Raw genomic sequence first — 14132 nt, 5'->3', positions numbered from 1 at the left:
ATGAGACTGAAATGCAACACGTTTAGGGTGTATCCATGTCTTCGTGCCCCGACTCCGTCGTGCCCGGTGGGGCGATCCTCGACAACCTCGGCGTCCGGCTGCACGACGGCGTCGGCACGCTGCGGGTCTGGTCGCAGAACGCCTCCGCCGTCGAGCTCGTCGTCTTCGACGCGACGGACCTCGACTGGGTCGTCGACCAGGCTCCGCTCGAACGGCGGCCCGGAGGCGTCTGGGAGGTCACGACGCCGTTGCTGCAGCCCGGAGTCCGCTACGCGCTCCGCGTCGAGGGTCCGCACGGGCCCGGCAACACGTTCAACCCGGAGACGCTGCTCCTCGACCCGTATGCGCGAGGCCTCGCCCAGGGACACGGCTACCAGGAATGGCGAGCCGTGGTCATCGAGGACGGCTTCGACTGGGGCGGCTCCACGAAGCCGCGGATCCCCGCCGACCGGACGCTGATCTACGAGGGCCACCTGAAGGGGCTGACCAAGCGGCACCCCGACATCCCGCCCGCGCTGCACGGCACCTATGCGGGCCTCGCGCACCCGGCCATGATCGCGTACCTCCGCACGCTCGGGGTGACGTCGGTGGAGCTGCTCCCCGTCCACGCCTTCGTCCCGGAGCCGCGGCTGCTGGAGCGGGGGCTGACGAACTACTGGGGCTACAACACCCTGAACTTCTTCACGCCCCACGCCGCCTACGCGACGGAAGGCGCCAGGAAACGGGGCCCCGAGGCGATCATCGCCGAGTTCAAGGGCATGGTGCGTCTGCTGCACGAGGCCGGCCTCGAGGTGATCCTCGACGTCGTGTACAACCACACGTCGGAGGAGGGCATCGGCGGGCCGCGCTCCAGTCTCCGCGGTATCGACAACGCGCGGTACTACCGACAGGACGACGCGGGCGTCTACATCGACACCACGGGATGCGGCAACACGCTCAACACGGCCACCGACGCGGGCGCACGACTGGTGCTGGACTCGCTCCGGTACTGGGCCGAGGAGATGCAGATCGACGGCTTCCGCTTCGACCTGGCGACGGCGATCGCGCGCGACGGCGCTCACGCCTACACTCCGGATCATCCGCTGCTGCAGGCGATCGCCGCCGACCCCGTCCTCGCGGACACCAAGCTCATCGCGGAGCCCTGGGACGTCGGACTGGGCGGCTGGCAGACGGGCAACTTCCCTGCGGGGTGGCACGAGTGGAACGACCGGTACCGCGACCGCGTGCGCAACTTCTGGCTGAGCGACATCGACTACGCACGACGAGCCTCGGCGCCGGTCGGCATCGGCGGCTTCGCCACCCGGCTCGCCGGATCGTCCAACACCTTCAGCGAGGACCGCGGACCCCTCGCGAGCATCAACTTCGTCACGGCGCACGACGGGTTCACGCTGCACGACCTCGTGTCGTACGACGTCAAGCACAACGAGGCCAACGGCGAGTACAATCGCGACGGCGCCGACCTGAACCGCTCGTTCAACCACGGCGTCGAGGGACCGACCGACGATCCCGCGATCCTCACCGCCCGGCGCAAGGCCATGCGCAACCTGCTCGGCACCCTCCTCCTCTCGGCCGGCATCCCGATGCTCACCGCCGGGGACGAGGTGGGGCGGTCCCAGCGCGGCAACAACAACGCCTACGCGCAGGATTCGCCGCTGTCCTGGCTGTCCTGGGAGTTCGAGCCCTGGCAGGACGACCTCCGGGCCCACGTCGCGCGCCTCGCCCGGTTGCGCGAGGAGAATCCGGCGCTGCGGCCGAGTCGGTATGCCCGCCTCGGCGAGCACATCCCGAACGCCTCGGTCATGGACTGGTACGACCAGGACGGCGCGACCATGGAACCGGGGCAGTGGACCGATCCCGGCAATCGCACGCTGCAGTACGTCGCCGCCTCCACACCGGACAAGGAACCCGCCAACCGCATCCTCCTGATCGTGCACGGGACGGAGGCGCCGATCGACGTGCGGCTCCCGGAGGAGATCGAGGGTGCCAGCCGATTCGTCTCCCTCTGGTCGAGCGCCGACGAGCGCCCGTCGGAGGCCGAGGAGACGTACGCTCCGGGTGACGTGCTGCCGATCCCCGGCACATCCATGCGCCTGTTCCGGGTGGAGTGATAGCACGGTTCGGCGCCGGGGTCGAGCGGTAGGTTCCGACAGGGCCGAGCGGTAGATTCGGCATGTGACTGCTCGTGCTGGAACCCGACCCACGGCTCTGCGGAGCCCCGTTCAGATCCCGACGCGCGCCGTCGACGCCGACCAGCCCGGAACCCTGCGGACCACCCGGATCCCGCTGCTGGACGGCACGCCGGTGGTTCCGGGAGGCTTCCCCGCCAAGGCGTTCGCAGGCGAGGTCGTCCCCTTCCGCGTCGTGGCGTTCCGCGAAGGGCACGACCTCATCGGCGTGCACGTGCGACTGACCTCACCGGCCGGCGAAGAGAGCCTGCACCGGCTCACGGCGCTCGCCGACGGCACCGATCGCTGGGAGGCGGAGATCGCCCTCGATGCGGAGGGCCTCTGGCGGTATCGCTTCGAGGCGTTCTCCGACGACTTCGCCACCTGGGCACACGCCGCGCACGTGAAGATCGCCGCCGGGGTGGACGTCCCCGTGATGGCCGCCCTCGGAGCCGAGCTCCTGCAGCGGGCGGCTGCCGAGAAGGACCGCCCCGCAGCGCAGCGCACGCGCCTCAGGACCTGGGCGGAGGAACTCCGGGCCGGCGACCCCGTCGTCGCCGCCGAACGTGCCGTGGACCCCGATCTCGCGGCGATCTTCCGCGATCGCCCCGTCACGACGCTCCGTTCCGCCTCCGCGGAGCAGCTCCTCCGCGTGGAGCGCACCCGCGCCGGAGTCGGCGCCTGGTACGAGTTCTTCCCGCGGTCGGAGGGAGCCCGCCGCCTCAAGGACGGAACGGTCCGCAGCGGCACGTTCCGTACTGCAGCGAAGCGCCTGCCCGAGGTCGCCAGGATGGGCTTCGATGTGATCTACCTCGTCCCCGTGCATCCCATCGGCACGACCAACCGCAAGGGTCGCAACAACACCCTCGTCGCCGAGGCCGGGGACCCGGGCTCGCCGTACGCCATCGGAGCGGCGGAGGGCGGGCACGATGCGATCCACCCTGACCTCGGCACCCCGCAGGACTTCCGCGCCTTCGTGCGGGCCGCGCGGAAGGAGGGACTGGAGGTCGCCCTCGACCTCGCGCTGCAGGCCTCTCCCGACCACCCCTGGGTGCGCGACCACCCGGAGTGGTTCACCACCCTCCCCGACGGCACGATCGCGTACGCCGAGAACCCGCCGAAGAAGTACCAGGACATCTACCCGCTGAACTTCGACAACGACCCGGAGGGGATCGCCGCCGAGATGCTCCGGATCGTCCGGCACTGGGTGGCGGAGGGGGTTCGGATCTTCCGCGTGGACAACCCGCACACCAAGCCGCTGCAGTTCTGGGAGTGGCTGATCGCGACGGTGAACGAGACGGATCCCGACGTGATCTTCCTGGCCGAGGCGTTCACCCGACCGGCGGTGATGCGCGCGCTCGCCGCGGTGGGCTTCCAACAGAGCTACAGCTACTTCACGTGGCGCAACACCAAGGCGGAGCTCGAGGAGTTCCTCACGACGATCTCCCACGAGACGGCCGACTACATGCGCCCGAACCTCTTCGTCAACACGCACGACATCCTCACCGAGTACCTCCAGTTCGGCGGACGCGCGGCCTACCGCATCCGCGCCTGCATCGCCGCCACCGCGGGCCCCGTGTACGGCGTGTATGCGGGATACGAACTCATCGAGAACGTGGCCCGCCCGGGTTCCGAGGAGAACATCGACAACGAGAAGTACGAGTACAAGTTCCGCGACTGGGCGGGGGCCGAGGAGCGCGGGGAGTCGCTGGCTCCGCTCCTGCGGCGGCTGAACGAGATCCGTGCGGCGCATCCGGCGCTGCGGCAGCTGCGCAACCTCGAGCTGCACTGGAGCGACGATGACGCCATCCTCGTGTTCAGCAAGCATCTCGACGCCGCCTTCACCGGAACCGGGCGGCCGGACACGCTCATCGTCGTCGCGAACGTCGACCCGCACTCGGTGCGCGAGACGACCGTCCATCTCGACACCACACGCTGGGGCGTCGCCCTGGGTGAGAGCTACGAGGTGGAGGACCTGCTCACGGGCAGCGTCTGGACCTGGACCGATCACAACTACGTCCGGCTCGACGCCTTCGCCGAGCCGGTCCACATCCTGAAGGTGAGGGAGCGCGCATGAGCGGCATCGACGACACCGCGAACGCCGAGTGGGAGGCCGTGGCGGAAGGGCGGCACCACGCACCGCACGCCGTGCTCGGCGCCCACCCCGGGAAGGATGCGGCGGATCGGGCCGTGACCGTGATCCGGGCTCGCCGTCCGCTCGCCGAGACGGTGGAGGCGGTCTTCGACGACGGCAGCCGCCTGACGCTCACCCACGTCGCGCAGGGGGTGTGGGAGGGCACCCACCCCGGACCGCCGCTCCCCTACCGTCTCGCGACGCGCTACCGCGGCGAGGAGGAGAGCGTCGCGGGCGACCCGTACCGTCACGCGCCGACCCTCGGCGACCTGGACCTTCATCTGATCGCCGAAGGCCGGCACGAGCGGTTGTGGGAGGCGCTGGGAGCCCATCCCCGCACGCAGGGCGACGAGCAGGGCGTGTCCTTCGCCGTCTGGGCGCCCGATGCCACGGCCGTCCGTGTGGTGGGCGATCACAACGGCTGGAACGGCGAGAGCCACGCCATGCGCTCGCTCGGCGCGAGCGGCGTCTGGGAGCTCTTCATCCCCGACCTCCCCGTCGGGACCCGCTACAAGTTCCAGATCCGGACGCGGAGCGGCAGCTGGATCCTCAAGACCGACCCGATGGCGTTGGCGGCGCAGGTGCCGCCGGAGACCGCCTCCGTCGTGACGGCGTCGTCCTACGTCTGGGAGGACGGCGCGTGGATGACGCGTCGCGCCGCCACGCATGCCGTCGCGCAGCCGCTGGCGGTGTACGAGGTGCACGTCGGCTCCTGGCGGGGCGGCCTGGGATACCGCGATATGGCGGATCCGCTGATCGCGCACGTGCAGGAGACGGGGTTCACTCACGTCGAGTTCATGCCGCTCGCCGAGCATCCGTTCGGCGGATCCTGGGGATACCAGGTCAGCGGCTACTACGCGCCGACGAGCCGGTACGGCTCCCCCGACGACCTGCGCTACCTCATCGACCGCCTGCACCAGGCCGGCATCGGCGTCATCATGGACTGGGTGCCGGGCCACTTCCCCAAGGACGACTTCGCCCTGGCGCGCTTCGACGGTCAGCCCCTGTACGAGCACCCCGACCCCCGGCGCGGAGAGCACCAGGACTGGGGCACGCTCATCTTCGACTACGGTCGTCCCGAGGTCCGCGGCTTCCTCGTCGCGAACGCGCTGTACTGGCTCGAGGAGTTCCACGTCGACGGTCTGCGCGTCGACGCCGTCGCCTCGATGCTCTACCTCGACTACTCGCGTCGCGAGGGTGAGTGGGAGCCGAACATCCACGGCGGACGCGAGAACCTGGAGGCGATCCGCTTCCTCCAGGAGGTCAACGCCACCGCCTACCGCCTGCACCCCGGGATCCTCATGATCGCCGAGGAGTCCACGAGCTTCCCCGGTGTCACCGCGCCGACGGATCACGCCGGCCTCGGGTTCGGATTCAAGTGGAACATGGGGTGGATGAACGACTCGCTGCAGTACATCGGCAGAGACCCGATGTACCGGGCGCACCACGAGGGCGAGATGACCTTCTCGTTCGTCTACGCGTTCGGCGAGAACTACGTGCTGCCGATCAGTCACGACGAGGTCGTGCACGGCAAGGGCAGCCTGCTGTCGAAGATGCCCGGCGACCACTGGCACAAGCTCGCGAACGTCCGCGCCTACCTCGCGTACATGTGGGGGCATCCGGGCAAGAAGCTGCTGTTCATGGGTCAGGAGTTCGGACAGCTCGCCGAGTGGTCGGAGGGGCGCGAGCTGGACTGGTGGCTCCGCGACCAGCCTTCGCACGCCCAGCTCCAGGACTTCGTCGCCGCGATGAACGGGGTGTACCGGGCGCAGGCACCGCTCTGGGAGCGCGACAGCGACGGCTCGGGGTTCACGCGGCTCGGGGCACCGAGCTGGGATCCGTCCGTGATCGCCTTCGAACGGCGGGACGCGCACGGCGGCCGTCTGGTCGTGGTCAGCAACTTCGCCGGCGTGGAGCGCACCGGGTACCGCCTGGGATTGCCGCGCCCCGGCGTCTGGCAGGAGATCCTGAACTCCGATGCCGACGTCTACGGCGGACGCGGTTCCGGCAACCTCGGGATGGTGGTCGCCGAATCCGGAGACGGGGGCGCGGCGACGGCCTCGATCACGCTGCCGGCCCTATCGACGCTGTGGCTCCGCTATCAGCCGGAGCCCCACGTCCCCACCGTGAACAACGGCTGACGGGGGTCTGCGCGGGGGCGTTCCCCCGCGCAGACCGCTCAGAAGAGCAGCGAGGAGAGCCGGTTGCGGGCCGCGATCACGCGCGGGTCTCCGGCTCCGATGAGACCGAAGAGCTCGACGAGGCGCTCGCGCACAGGCGTCCGCTGATCCGACGGCAGCTGCGCGAACAGGTCGAGCAGACGGCCGAACGCGTCGTCGACGTGTCCGCCGGCGAGGTCCAGATCGGCGACGTCGAACTGCGCCTGCACATCCTGCGGTGCGGCGGCGGCTGCTGCGCGCGCGGCCTGGAGGTCGAGCCCCTGCACGCGGTCGAGCAGGCGGACCTGACCGAGACCGGCGATGGCGTCCTCGTCGCGCGGGTTCTCGGCGAGGGCCTTCTCGTAGGCGGTGATGGCGGCACGGTAGTCCCCGCGCTCGATCGCGGCGAAGGCCTCCGCGTGCAGCGGCGGCAGCTCGGGCTCGGCCGGGGCGGCGGCCTCGGCCGCCTCGCCCTCTCCGACGGGCAGCGACCCGGACACCCCGTTCTGCGCCGCCACCTGCAGCAGCTGCGCGAACACCTCGCGGACCTGCTGCTCCGGAACCGCGCCCGTGAACATGGGGACCGGCTGACCGGCGATGAGGGCGACGACCATCGGGATCGACTGCGCGCGGAAGCTCTGCGCGAGCTGCGGGTTGGCGTCGACGTCGACCTTGGCGAGGAGGACGCGTCCGCCCAGCTCACGGGTGACCTTCTCGATGATCGGGCTCAGCTGCTTGCACGGCCCGCACCACTCGGCCCAGAGGTCGACGACGACCGGCATTGTGCGGGAGAGCTCGAGCACCTGACCGAAGTTCTGATCTGTCGCATCCACGACGACATCGGCCACCGGGGAGTTCGAGGGGGCAGCCGCACCGCTCGCCGGCGCGGACGGACGGTTGCGCAGACTGGACAGATCGACGGCGCCTCGCAGGGCCGCGGGAGACATCTCACTCACTTGATCACCTTCACGGAGACGAGATCCTGACGCGAGGCCAGGAGGCGGATCGGTTCACTCGAGCCCTGAGATGGCACGGCGAAGAACAACTGGAACTCGTATGTCGTCTCGGCGCCCTTCGCAGACTCCTTCGCCCCGGTCAGCGCCTTCGCCTCCTCATTGTCACCGAAACGGATGACGACGTCGGAGGACGTGGGGGTGATCGTCTCGACGTCGAGAACGGAGACCGCGACGATGGCGCCGCTGTCCAGCGTCGTCATCGAAACCGGATCCGCCGTCGTCGGCTTCATGTCGAACGCCGCCTTGGACGTCTTCGCGGCGCCGGCATCAGCCAGCCCCTGCACCAGGTTCTGCCTGCTGTCCCTGATCGACGTGGCGAGGTTGAGCGCCAAGTCGTCGAACTGCCCGTACGAGGCACTCTTCTCACCGTTGTCGACGACATCGGCGAACGCCGCCGCGACCTCGTTCGGCGGCACGGACAGAAAGGCCGAGTCTGCCGGGACCAGCGAGGTCCCCAGCCAGCTCGCAGCCACCTCGGGGAACACGGCATCCGCCGACATCTCCGCCATGTTGGTCACCTTGTAGTTGGACCAGGGGTCGGCCTGTGTCATGGTGAGCACCACCGGCGGCACAGTGTCGTCGCCGGTGCTCTTCGAAAGCATGAGGACCGTGCGCGGCCAACGATCCGTCGCCTCCGGGAGCACCACCTCGACGTCGTCCGTGGGGATCGCAGTGGGCGCGGCCCGATCCGGGAGCTTCGCGCGCAGGGCGTAGTCAGTGGTCCTCGTCGTCAGCGGAGCGCCGTCGAGACGGGTCGCCGCGAGGTCGAGGTCCTTCGCCTCATCGGCCTGCACGAGAGTATCGGAGACCTCCCGGAGGATCCGCTCGGCCTGCGTCTCGGTGACCGCCGGCGGCTTCTGGTTCTCGGGGGCGATCACCGTCGGCGTCGGAGACGGCGATTCGGAAGCGTCCCCGAACTCGGGCCAGGAGTCGGCCGTGCAGCCTGAGGCCAGCAGCGCGGTCAGACCGATGGCGGGGAGGGCGAGCAGGCGCCGACGACGCCTCGGGCGCTCGGCTCGCATCGTACTCTTCCCGTCCTGCTCCTTCTCGTCGACGATCTCCGCGTCGTCCACGTCGTCCTTCCCCGCCGGTGTCGGCGACTGCGCCCCGTCCGCGGCTTCCAAGGCATCCCGCTCGGACGGCGGAAGGGCCGCCACGTCGATCGGCTGGGTCGAGGGAAGCGGCCCCGGACCCTTCCGGCGCGGGCCCCGACCACGGCGCTGGTGGCGGATCGCGAGCACGTAGAGGACCAGCCCCACGAGGAGCACCAGGCCGCCGGCCGCCATGAGGGGTCCCGCCAGCGGCGTCCGCGTGTCCAGCGGCCAGGAGACGACGATGTCGTCCGGCGCGTCCTTGGTGCCGTCGTAGGCGATCAGCACGCTGGTCCCTTCCGGGAGCTGCATCTTGTCGGTGGAGAGGAAGTTCTCATCGGTGAACGAGTCGAGCCACAGATCGGACCCGGCGGGGTTGCGACCCGCGGGTGCATCGGCGTCGGCTTCCGGCGCCGCCGTCTCAGTGGCCTCCGGCGCCGGTGTCTCGGTCGACCCCTCGTCGTCCGCTGCGGCGACATGTTCGACGACGAGTTCGTCCTCGTCCCCGACGGTCACGTGGTTGTACTCGGCGTCGGAGAGCCAGGCCTCCATATCGGCCGTGCGCCCGTAGCTGGTGAAGATCTCACCTTCGCCGCGGATGAGCAGCTTCTGCGCGCCGGCGTTGATCCGCAGGACGTCGCCGTCCAGGAGCACGTAAGGCGCGGGCTCCTCGATATCGACGCGGGCTTCCTCAGACGAAGGGCCGACGAAGACGGTGCGTTGGGCGATCCCCGCACCGATCAGCACGGCAGCCAGCACGAAGGCCACGACGGCCCATACGAAACGCACGAATAGTCTCCTCACGCACCACGGCTTCCCGCCCGTGACGCCACACTCGACATTTCAGACTAGCGAAGTCACCTGTGTGTTGACCACGAGGCCCCTCCCCTGGTGACGCTGCGGCACGTCGGCGACGCGTCGTGGCCGGTCATGGGTAGCCTTGCTGCAGCCGTTCCGAGGAGTCTGCATGAAGATCCACAACCCGTTCCGCACCGCCCTCGTGGCGACACTCGGCGTGGGCCTCGGCATCGTGCTGATCAGCAGCGTGCAGACGCTGTCAACGGTGCTGCTCTACATCGGCACCGCTCTCTTCCTCAGCCTCGGGCTCGATCCGCTCGTCACGTTCCTCGAGCGACGGCGCCTGCCCCGCTGGCTCGCGGTCCTGGTCACGATCGTCGCCGTGCTGGCGGTCTTCAGCGGGATCGTGCTGATCGTCCTCCCGGTGCTGGTCGACCAGATCTCCCAGCTCATCGCGCAGATCACGGCGATCGTGCAGCGGGGAACCGCCATCGAGGACCTGCGCACGTGGATCCAGGAGACCTTCCCCAACCTCCGCGTCGACGACGTGTTCGCCTACGTCGAGGACTGGCTGGCGACAAACCTCGCCGAGATCGGCGGATCGATCGGTCAAGGCGTGCTCGTCGCCAGCGGGGCCGTGCTGAGCGGGGTGTTCGGCGCCTTCATCGTGCTCATCCTGACCATCTACCTCACGGCCTCCACCCCCTCGCTCAAGCGCGCGGTGTACCAGCTCGTGCCGGCGTCCAAGCGGGACCGCTTCATCGACCTCTCCGAGCAGATCACCGACTCCGTGGGCTACTACGTCATGGGGCAGGTCAGCCAGGGAGTCATCAACGGCATCCTCAGCGCCATCTACCTCACGATCATCGACGCGCCGTTCCCCGCCGTCCTCGCCGTCGTCGCCTTCTTCTTCTCGCTCATCCCCCTCGTCGGCACGTTGACGGGTTCGACGATCATCGTCCTCGTCTGCCTGATCCCCGGTCTCGGCTCCCCCGGCACGGCTCTCGCCGCGGCGATCTACTACCTCATCTACATGCAGATCGAGGCGTACGTGATCTCGCCGCGGATCATGAGCCGCGCCGTGTCGGTGCCCGGCGCCGTGGTGGTCGTGGCCGCCCTCGCCGGAGGAAGCCTGCTCGGCCTGCTCGGCGCGCTCATCGCGATCCCCGTGGCGGCCAGCATCCTCATCATCTACCGGCAGGTGCTGATCCCCCGCATGAACGAGCGGTGACCGGACCGTCGCTCCGCGTCAGCCCTCGACGGGCCAGTGCGTCGGCAGCGGCAGGGCCGACGGGTTGACCGCGGCGACGATCTCGGTGAGCACGCGCCGCGTCTGCGTCTCCCCCACCCACAGGTGCTTCCCGCCGTCGACGGCGATCAGCTGCGCGTGCGGAATGCTCGCGAACCGCTCCCGGGCCTCGGCGGGGCGCAGGTAGTCGTCCAGCTCGGGGACGAGGATGACGACGCGGTGGTCGGTCGTCCCCCAAGCGGCGACCTCCTCCGCCGTCGCGCGGTGCAGTGGCGGCGAGAGCAGGATGATGCCATCGATGTCGTGGTCGGCGCCGTACTTCAGCGCGAGCTCCGTTCCGAACGACCAGCCGACGATCCAGGGGCGAGGCAGTCCGCGGTCACGCACGAAGTCCATGGCGGCGGCGACGTCGAACTGCTCCGCAGCCCCACCGTCGAACGCGCCCTCGCTCGTGCCGCGCGGCGACGTCGTGCCGCGCGTGTTGAACCGCAGGACGGCGAGATCGGCCAGGGCAGGCAGGCGTGCGGACGCCTTGCGGATGATGTGCGAGTCCATGAAGCCGCCCGCCGTCGGCAGCGGATGCAGCGTCACCAGCGTGGCCACCGGGGCGGCCGTCTCGGGCACCGCCAGCTCGCCCACCAGCGTGAGCCCGTCTGCAGTGTGCAGCTCGATGTCCTCACGCGTCGCGGGGAGCTCGAGCGGTCCGCGGATCTCCATGGTCATGCGATCCTCCAACAGGGGGTGTGCCAGTGTCTGCGGTCGGCCAGCGCCGCCGCCTCGCCGAGGATGCCATCCGCCCGCCAGGCGACGAGATGCGCGGTCCCGGGGTCGACGGACCGGCCGCAGCCTGGGCAGACGTAGGCCTTCTGCGCCTGGACGGCGGAGACCGGCTGGACCGTCCACTCCGCGCCACGACGCACCTCGGTGCGCTTCCACCCGGCGAGGAGGCGATCGAACGAATCCTCGCCCTCAGGGCGCGCGGAAGGACGACGACGTGAGCGGGGCATGGTGCCGGCTCACCACCAGTGGTTGGTGACCCAGAAGTTGTACGCGCCGGCCCAGCTGCCGTACCGACCGGTGGCGTAGCCGGTGGCCCAGCGGAGGTTGTCCACCGGGTTGTAGCCGTTGCCGGGCACCTTGCTGCAGGGCAGAGCCTGGACGAGCCCGCAGGCACCGGAGGAGGAGTTGGTGGCGTTCGGGTTCCACCCGCTCTCCCGCGACACGATGTAGTCGACGTACTGCCAGTCGCCCTGAGCGATGCCGGCCGCGGCCATCCACTCCGCCGGCGCACCGCCGCCGCTGTACGGCGGGAGACCCCCGCCGGAGGACCCGCCCTGCGAACCGGACGACGGCGTGCTCGCGGGAGCCGCCGGCTTCGGCTTGGGCTTGGGCTTCGGCTTGACGTACACCTCGAAGGACCCGCGCTCGACGGGGGTGATCGCTGCGCCTTCCACGGTGACGGTGAGGTTCTGCGTGTCCGCGAGAGCCGCCGCGTACACGGAGTCCGGAGCTTCCGTGGCGACCGGCTGCGCGAGGGCGACGCCGGTCGGAGCGACCATCGCGGCGGCGAATCCGACGACCGCGAGAGAGCTGAAGACACCGGCGACACCCCGGCGACGCGACCAGCGTCGCGTGCCTCGGGAGGCGGACGTGGCCGTCGCTGCGGGTACCAGCGCGGCGTCGCTTCGTTCGGGAATCATGTCGTTTCGGGAGTTCACGATGGTGGACAGTCTACGCATACCTGCCTGAACAGGCCATCAGGCAGGCTCAGCGGACCGCCAGGATGACGTCGATCGTGGCGTCGAGCAGCGCATCGACCTGCTCCTCGCGGTAGCCGCCACGCTGCATGCGGAACGCCGCGGACCGCAGCTGTTCTGCGGTCAGCGCGTCGCCGTCGCGGAGGTACCGGACGATGCGGGAGGTGACGTGATCGACCTCGTCGACGCGGTACCCGAAGGTGAGGATTCCGGTGCGGGCGAAGCGATGACGCCGCGGACGCGCGAGATGGTCGAGGATCACCTGTGCATCGGCCCTGGCCTGTTCCACCCAGGCTCCCGCTCCGCGGGCGCGCACGGCGCGCTCGCGCTCTCGGGCCGCGAAAGCATCCTCGACCCGGCCGAGCGCGGCATCGACCTCCGCCACCGCATACCCCTCCTTCACGAGGGGGAACGAGGCGGTGCGCACGTCCTCGGCGGTGAGATCGTCTCCTCCGCCCTCGAACGCCCGACGCGCCGAGGCGAGGAAAGTGTCGACGGCCGCACGGTGGTAGCCCTTGGTGCGACCGCTCGTGAGCGCGAACGCAGGCTTCGCCGTGCTGCGCGCAGAGGTGTCGACCCCGTCGTCGTTGATCACAGCACCGCTGTCGTTCATCAGAGCACCAACCAGGGAGAGAGGAGGAAGTACAGGCACAGGGCGGGGATGGTCGACAGCAGGATGCTGTCCAGGCGATCCAGGAGACCGCCGTGGCCGGGGAGCCAGGAGCTCATGTCCTTGATGCCCAGGTCGCGCTTCAGCATGGACTCGCCGAGGTCGCCGAGCGTCGCGGACAGAAGGATCGCCGCCCCGAAGATCACGCCGCCCCACCAGGGCAGATCGAGGAGGAACAGGGCCAGGAGCACGCCCGCCGCCAAGGAGGCGACCACGGCGCCGCCAAAGCCCTCCCAGGTCTTCTTCGGGCTGATCCGGGGCGCCATCGGATGCCGGCCGAACGCCAGACCCGCGGCGTACGCCCCGGTGTCGGCCGCCACCGCGATCGCGATGAAGCTCAGCACCCACCACTGGCCGCCCTCCTGCTCGAGCAGGATGAGGGCCACGCCGGCGAGGAACGGCACGTACACCTGGATGAAACCGCCGATCACGGCGTCGGTGAGCACGTCACCGTAGGTGCGACCGTCCTTCTCGACCATCTGGGCGAGCAGCCGCCACACGATGACGAAGGCCACGGCGACGAACAGCATGACCCAGCTCAGCCACGGCTCGGCGAAGTACGCGGACAGCACCAGGAAGGTGGCCGCGACCAGCTGCGGGATCACATCCACGCGGCGTCCGGCCGCCCGCAGCGCCCGGGACAACTCGTAGACGCCGAGGAGGGCGGCGGCCAGCGCGAACGGGACGAACAGCGCCTTGATGAACAGCAGCGATCCGAGGAGGGCGGCGCCGAAAGCGAGCCCGATCACGATCGCGAGCACGAGGTCGCGGCCGGTGCGCTGCTTGATGCGTTCGTTGGCCTGATCGAGCTGGTCGCGGGCGTGCGACACGTGCGTCCCGAACTCATCCCGCGCCTGGCGCCACTGCTCGCGGATCGCGTTGTGATCCGCGGTGTCCAGCCGCTCCGCCGTGACGGAAGGAGCGGGAGGCGTGACGGGGAGAGGTGGACGCGGCGGCACGCTCCCGGCGTCGAATCCCGGGAACGACGCATCGCCGAGCGGGGCACCCCCATCGGAGACCCGGTCCGGCTGTGCCTCCCGGCGGGTCACCGGAGTGCCCTCCTCGGCGCCGCGCGATTCATCGGACATACGAG

Annotated in this window: 11 protein-coding genes; 4 read left to right on the top strand and 7 right to left on the bottom strand. The window is 69.8% G+C overall.

What is annotated here, in order from left to right; genetic code table 11:
• The first annotated feature begins 35 nt into the window (after nt 1-35).
• The 3 genes from glgX to glgB all read left to right on the top strand — a co-directional run bounded on the left by glgX (nt 36) and on the right by glgB (nt 6440).
• Nucleotides 36-2108, top strand: coding sequence for a glycogen debranching protein GlgX (glgX, locus tag AC2W7E_RS01100; RefSeq protein WP_485988381.1), 2073 nt, complete (start codon nt 36-38; stop codon nt 2106-2108).
• Between the two features lie 64 nt (nt 2109-2172).
• Nucleotides 2173-4242, top strand: a complete 2070-nt coding sequence (locus AC2W7E_RS01095) for an alpha-1,4-glucan--maltose-1-phosphate maltosyltransferase (protein WP_396654569.1) — start codon at nt 2173-2175, stop codon at nt 4240-4242.
• Nucleotides 4239-6440 carry a 1,4-alpha-glucan branching protein GlgB gene (gene glgB, locus AC2W7E_RS01090; RefSeq protein ID WP_485988380.1) on the top strand — a complete coding sequence of 734 codons (2202 nt, stop codon included), beginning with the start codon at nt 4239-4241 and terminating at the stop codon, nt 6438-6440. The genes AC2W7E_RS01095 and glgB overlap by 4 nt, the downstream gene beginning before the upstream one ends.
• Before the next feature lie 38 nt (nt 6441-6478).
• Here glgB and AC2W7E_RS01085 read toward each other — a convergent pair whose 3' ends face one another.
• Together AC2W7E_RS01085 and AC2W7E_RS01080 are read right to left on the bottom strand one after the other, a co-directional pair.
• Complete coding sequence (locus AC2W7E_RS01085) at nt 6479-7405, bottom strand: tetratricopeptide repeat protein (protein WP_485988582.1); 927 nt, start codon at nt 7403-7405, stop codon at nt 6479-6481.
• A 5-nt stretch (nt 7406-7410) separates the two neighbouring features.
• Entirely contained in the window at nt 7411-9354 is a 1944-nt protein-coding gene (locus AC2W7E_RS01080; protein ID WP_315105101.1) for a DUF8094 domain-containing protein, read from the bottom strand.
• Between the two features lie 178 nt (nt 9355-9532).
• Between AC2W7E_RS01080 and AC2W7E_RS01075 the strand changes: the two genes are divergently transcribed.
• Complete coding sequence (locus AC2W7E_RS01075) at nt 9533-10594, top strand: AI-2E family transporter (protein ID WP_025103365.1); 1062 nt, start codon at nt 9533-9535, stop codon at nt 10592-10594.
• 18 nt (nt 10595-10612) lie between these two features.
• Here AC2W7E_RS01075 and AC2W7E_RS01070 read toward each other — a convergent pair whose 3' ends face one another.
• The 5 genes from AC2W7E_RS01070 to AC2W7E_RS01050 all read right to left on the bottom strand — a co-directional run bounded on the left by AC2W7E_RS01070 (nt 10613) and on the right by AC2W7E_RS01050 (nt 14127).
• A complete protein-coding gene (locus tag AC2W7E_RS01070; protein WP_485988581.1) occupies nt 10613-11329 on the bottom strand; it encodes an alpha/beta hydrolase in 717 nt (238 codons plus the stop codon).
• Nucleotides 11330-11331: 2 nt separating this feature from the next.
• On the bottom strand, nt 11332-11619 hold the full coding sequence (locus AC2W7E_RS01065; RefSeq protein WP_485988379.1) for a hypothetical protein: 288 nt from the start codon (nt 11617-11619) through the stop codon (nt 11332-11334).
• Between the two features lie 9 nt (nt 11620-11628).
• Entirely contained in the window at nt 11629-12312 is a 684-nt protein-coding gene (locus tag AC2W7E_RS01060) for an aggregation-promoting factor C-terminal-like domain-containing protein (RefSeq protein WP_025103362.1), read from the bottom strand.
• Between the two features lie 67 nt (nt 12313-12379).
• The gene (locus AC2W7E_RS01055) at nt 12380-12982 is read right to left on the bottom strand and encodes a DivIVA domain-containing protein (protein WP_485988378.1); all 603 of its coding nucleotides are present in this window, start codon (nt 12980-12982) and stop codon (nt 12380-12382) included.
• Complete coding sequence (locus tag AC2W7E_RS01050; protein ID WP_485988377.1) at nt 12982-14127, bottom strand: phosphatidate cytidylyltransferase; 1146 nt, start codon at nt 14125-14127, stop codon at nt 12982-12984. Before AC2W7E_RS01050 ends, AC2W7E_RS01055 begins: the two co-directional genes overlap by 1 nt.
• Nucleotides 14128-14132 lie beyond the last annotated feature (5 nt).

This window comes from Microbacterium sp. CFSPD4_SD4, from assembly GCF_057364585.1.
The sequence above is the reverse complement of the archived record's forward strand: the minus strand, read 5'-3'. Positions and strand labels throughout refer to the sequence as shown.

Bases quoted from the DNA above. Each gene is read 5' to 3' on its own strand.
- glgX (WP_485988381.1), top strand. From the start codon at position 36: ATGTCTTCGTGCCCCGACTCCGTCGTGCCCGGTGGGGCGATCCTCGAC.
- glgB (WP_485988380.1), top strand. From the start codon at position 4,239: ATGAGCGGCATCGACGACACCGCGAACGCCGAGTGGGAGGCCGTGGCG.
- AC2W7E_RS01085 (WP_485988582.1), bottom strand. From the start codon at position 7,405: ATGTCTCCCGCGGCCCTGCGAGGCGCCGTCGATCTGTCCAGTCTGCGC.
- AC2W7E_RS01075 (WP_025103365.1), top strand. From the start codon at position 9,533: ATGAAGATCCACAACCCGTTCCGCACCGCCCTCGTGGCGACACTCGGC.
- AC2W7E_RS01070 (WP_485988581.1), bottom strand. From the start codon at position 11,329: ATGGAGATCCGCGGACCGCTCGAGCTCCCCGCGACGCGTGAGGACATC.
- AC2W7E_RS01065 (WP_485988379.1), bottom strand. From the start codon at position 11,619: ATGCCCCGCTCACGTCGTCGTCCTTCCGCGCGCCCTGAGGGCGAGGAT.
- AC2W7E_RS01060 (WP_025103362.1), bottom strand. From the start codon at position 12,312: ATGATTCCCGAACGAAGCGACGCCGCGCTGGTACCCGCAGCGACGGCC.
- AC2W7E_RS01055 (WP_485988378.1), bottom strand. From the start codon at position 12,982: ATGAACGACAGCGGTGCTGTGATCAACGACGACGGGGTCGACACCTCT.
- AC2W7E_RS01050 (WP_485988377.1), bottom strand. From the start codon at position 14,127: ATGTCCGATGAATCGCGCGGCGCCGAGGAGGGCACTCCGGTGACCCGC.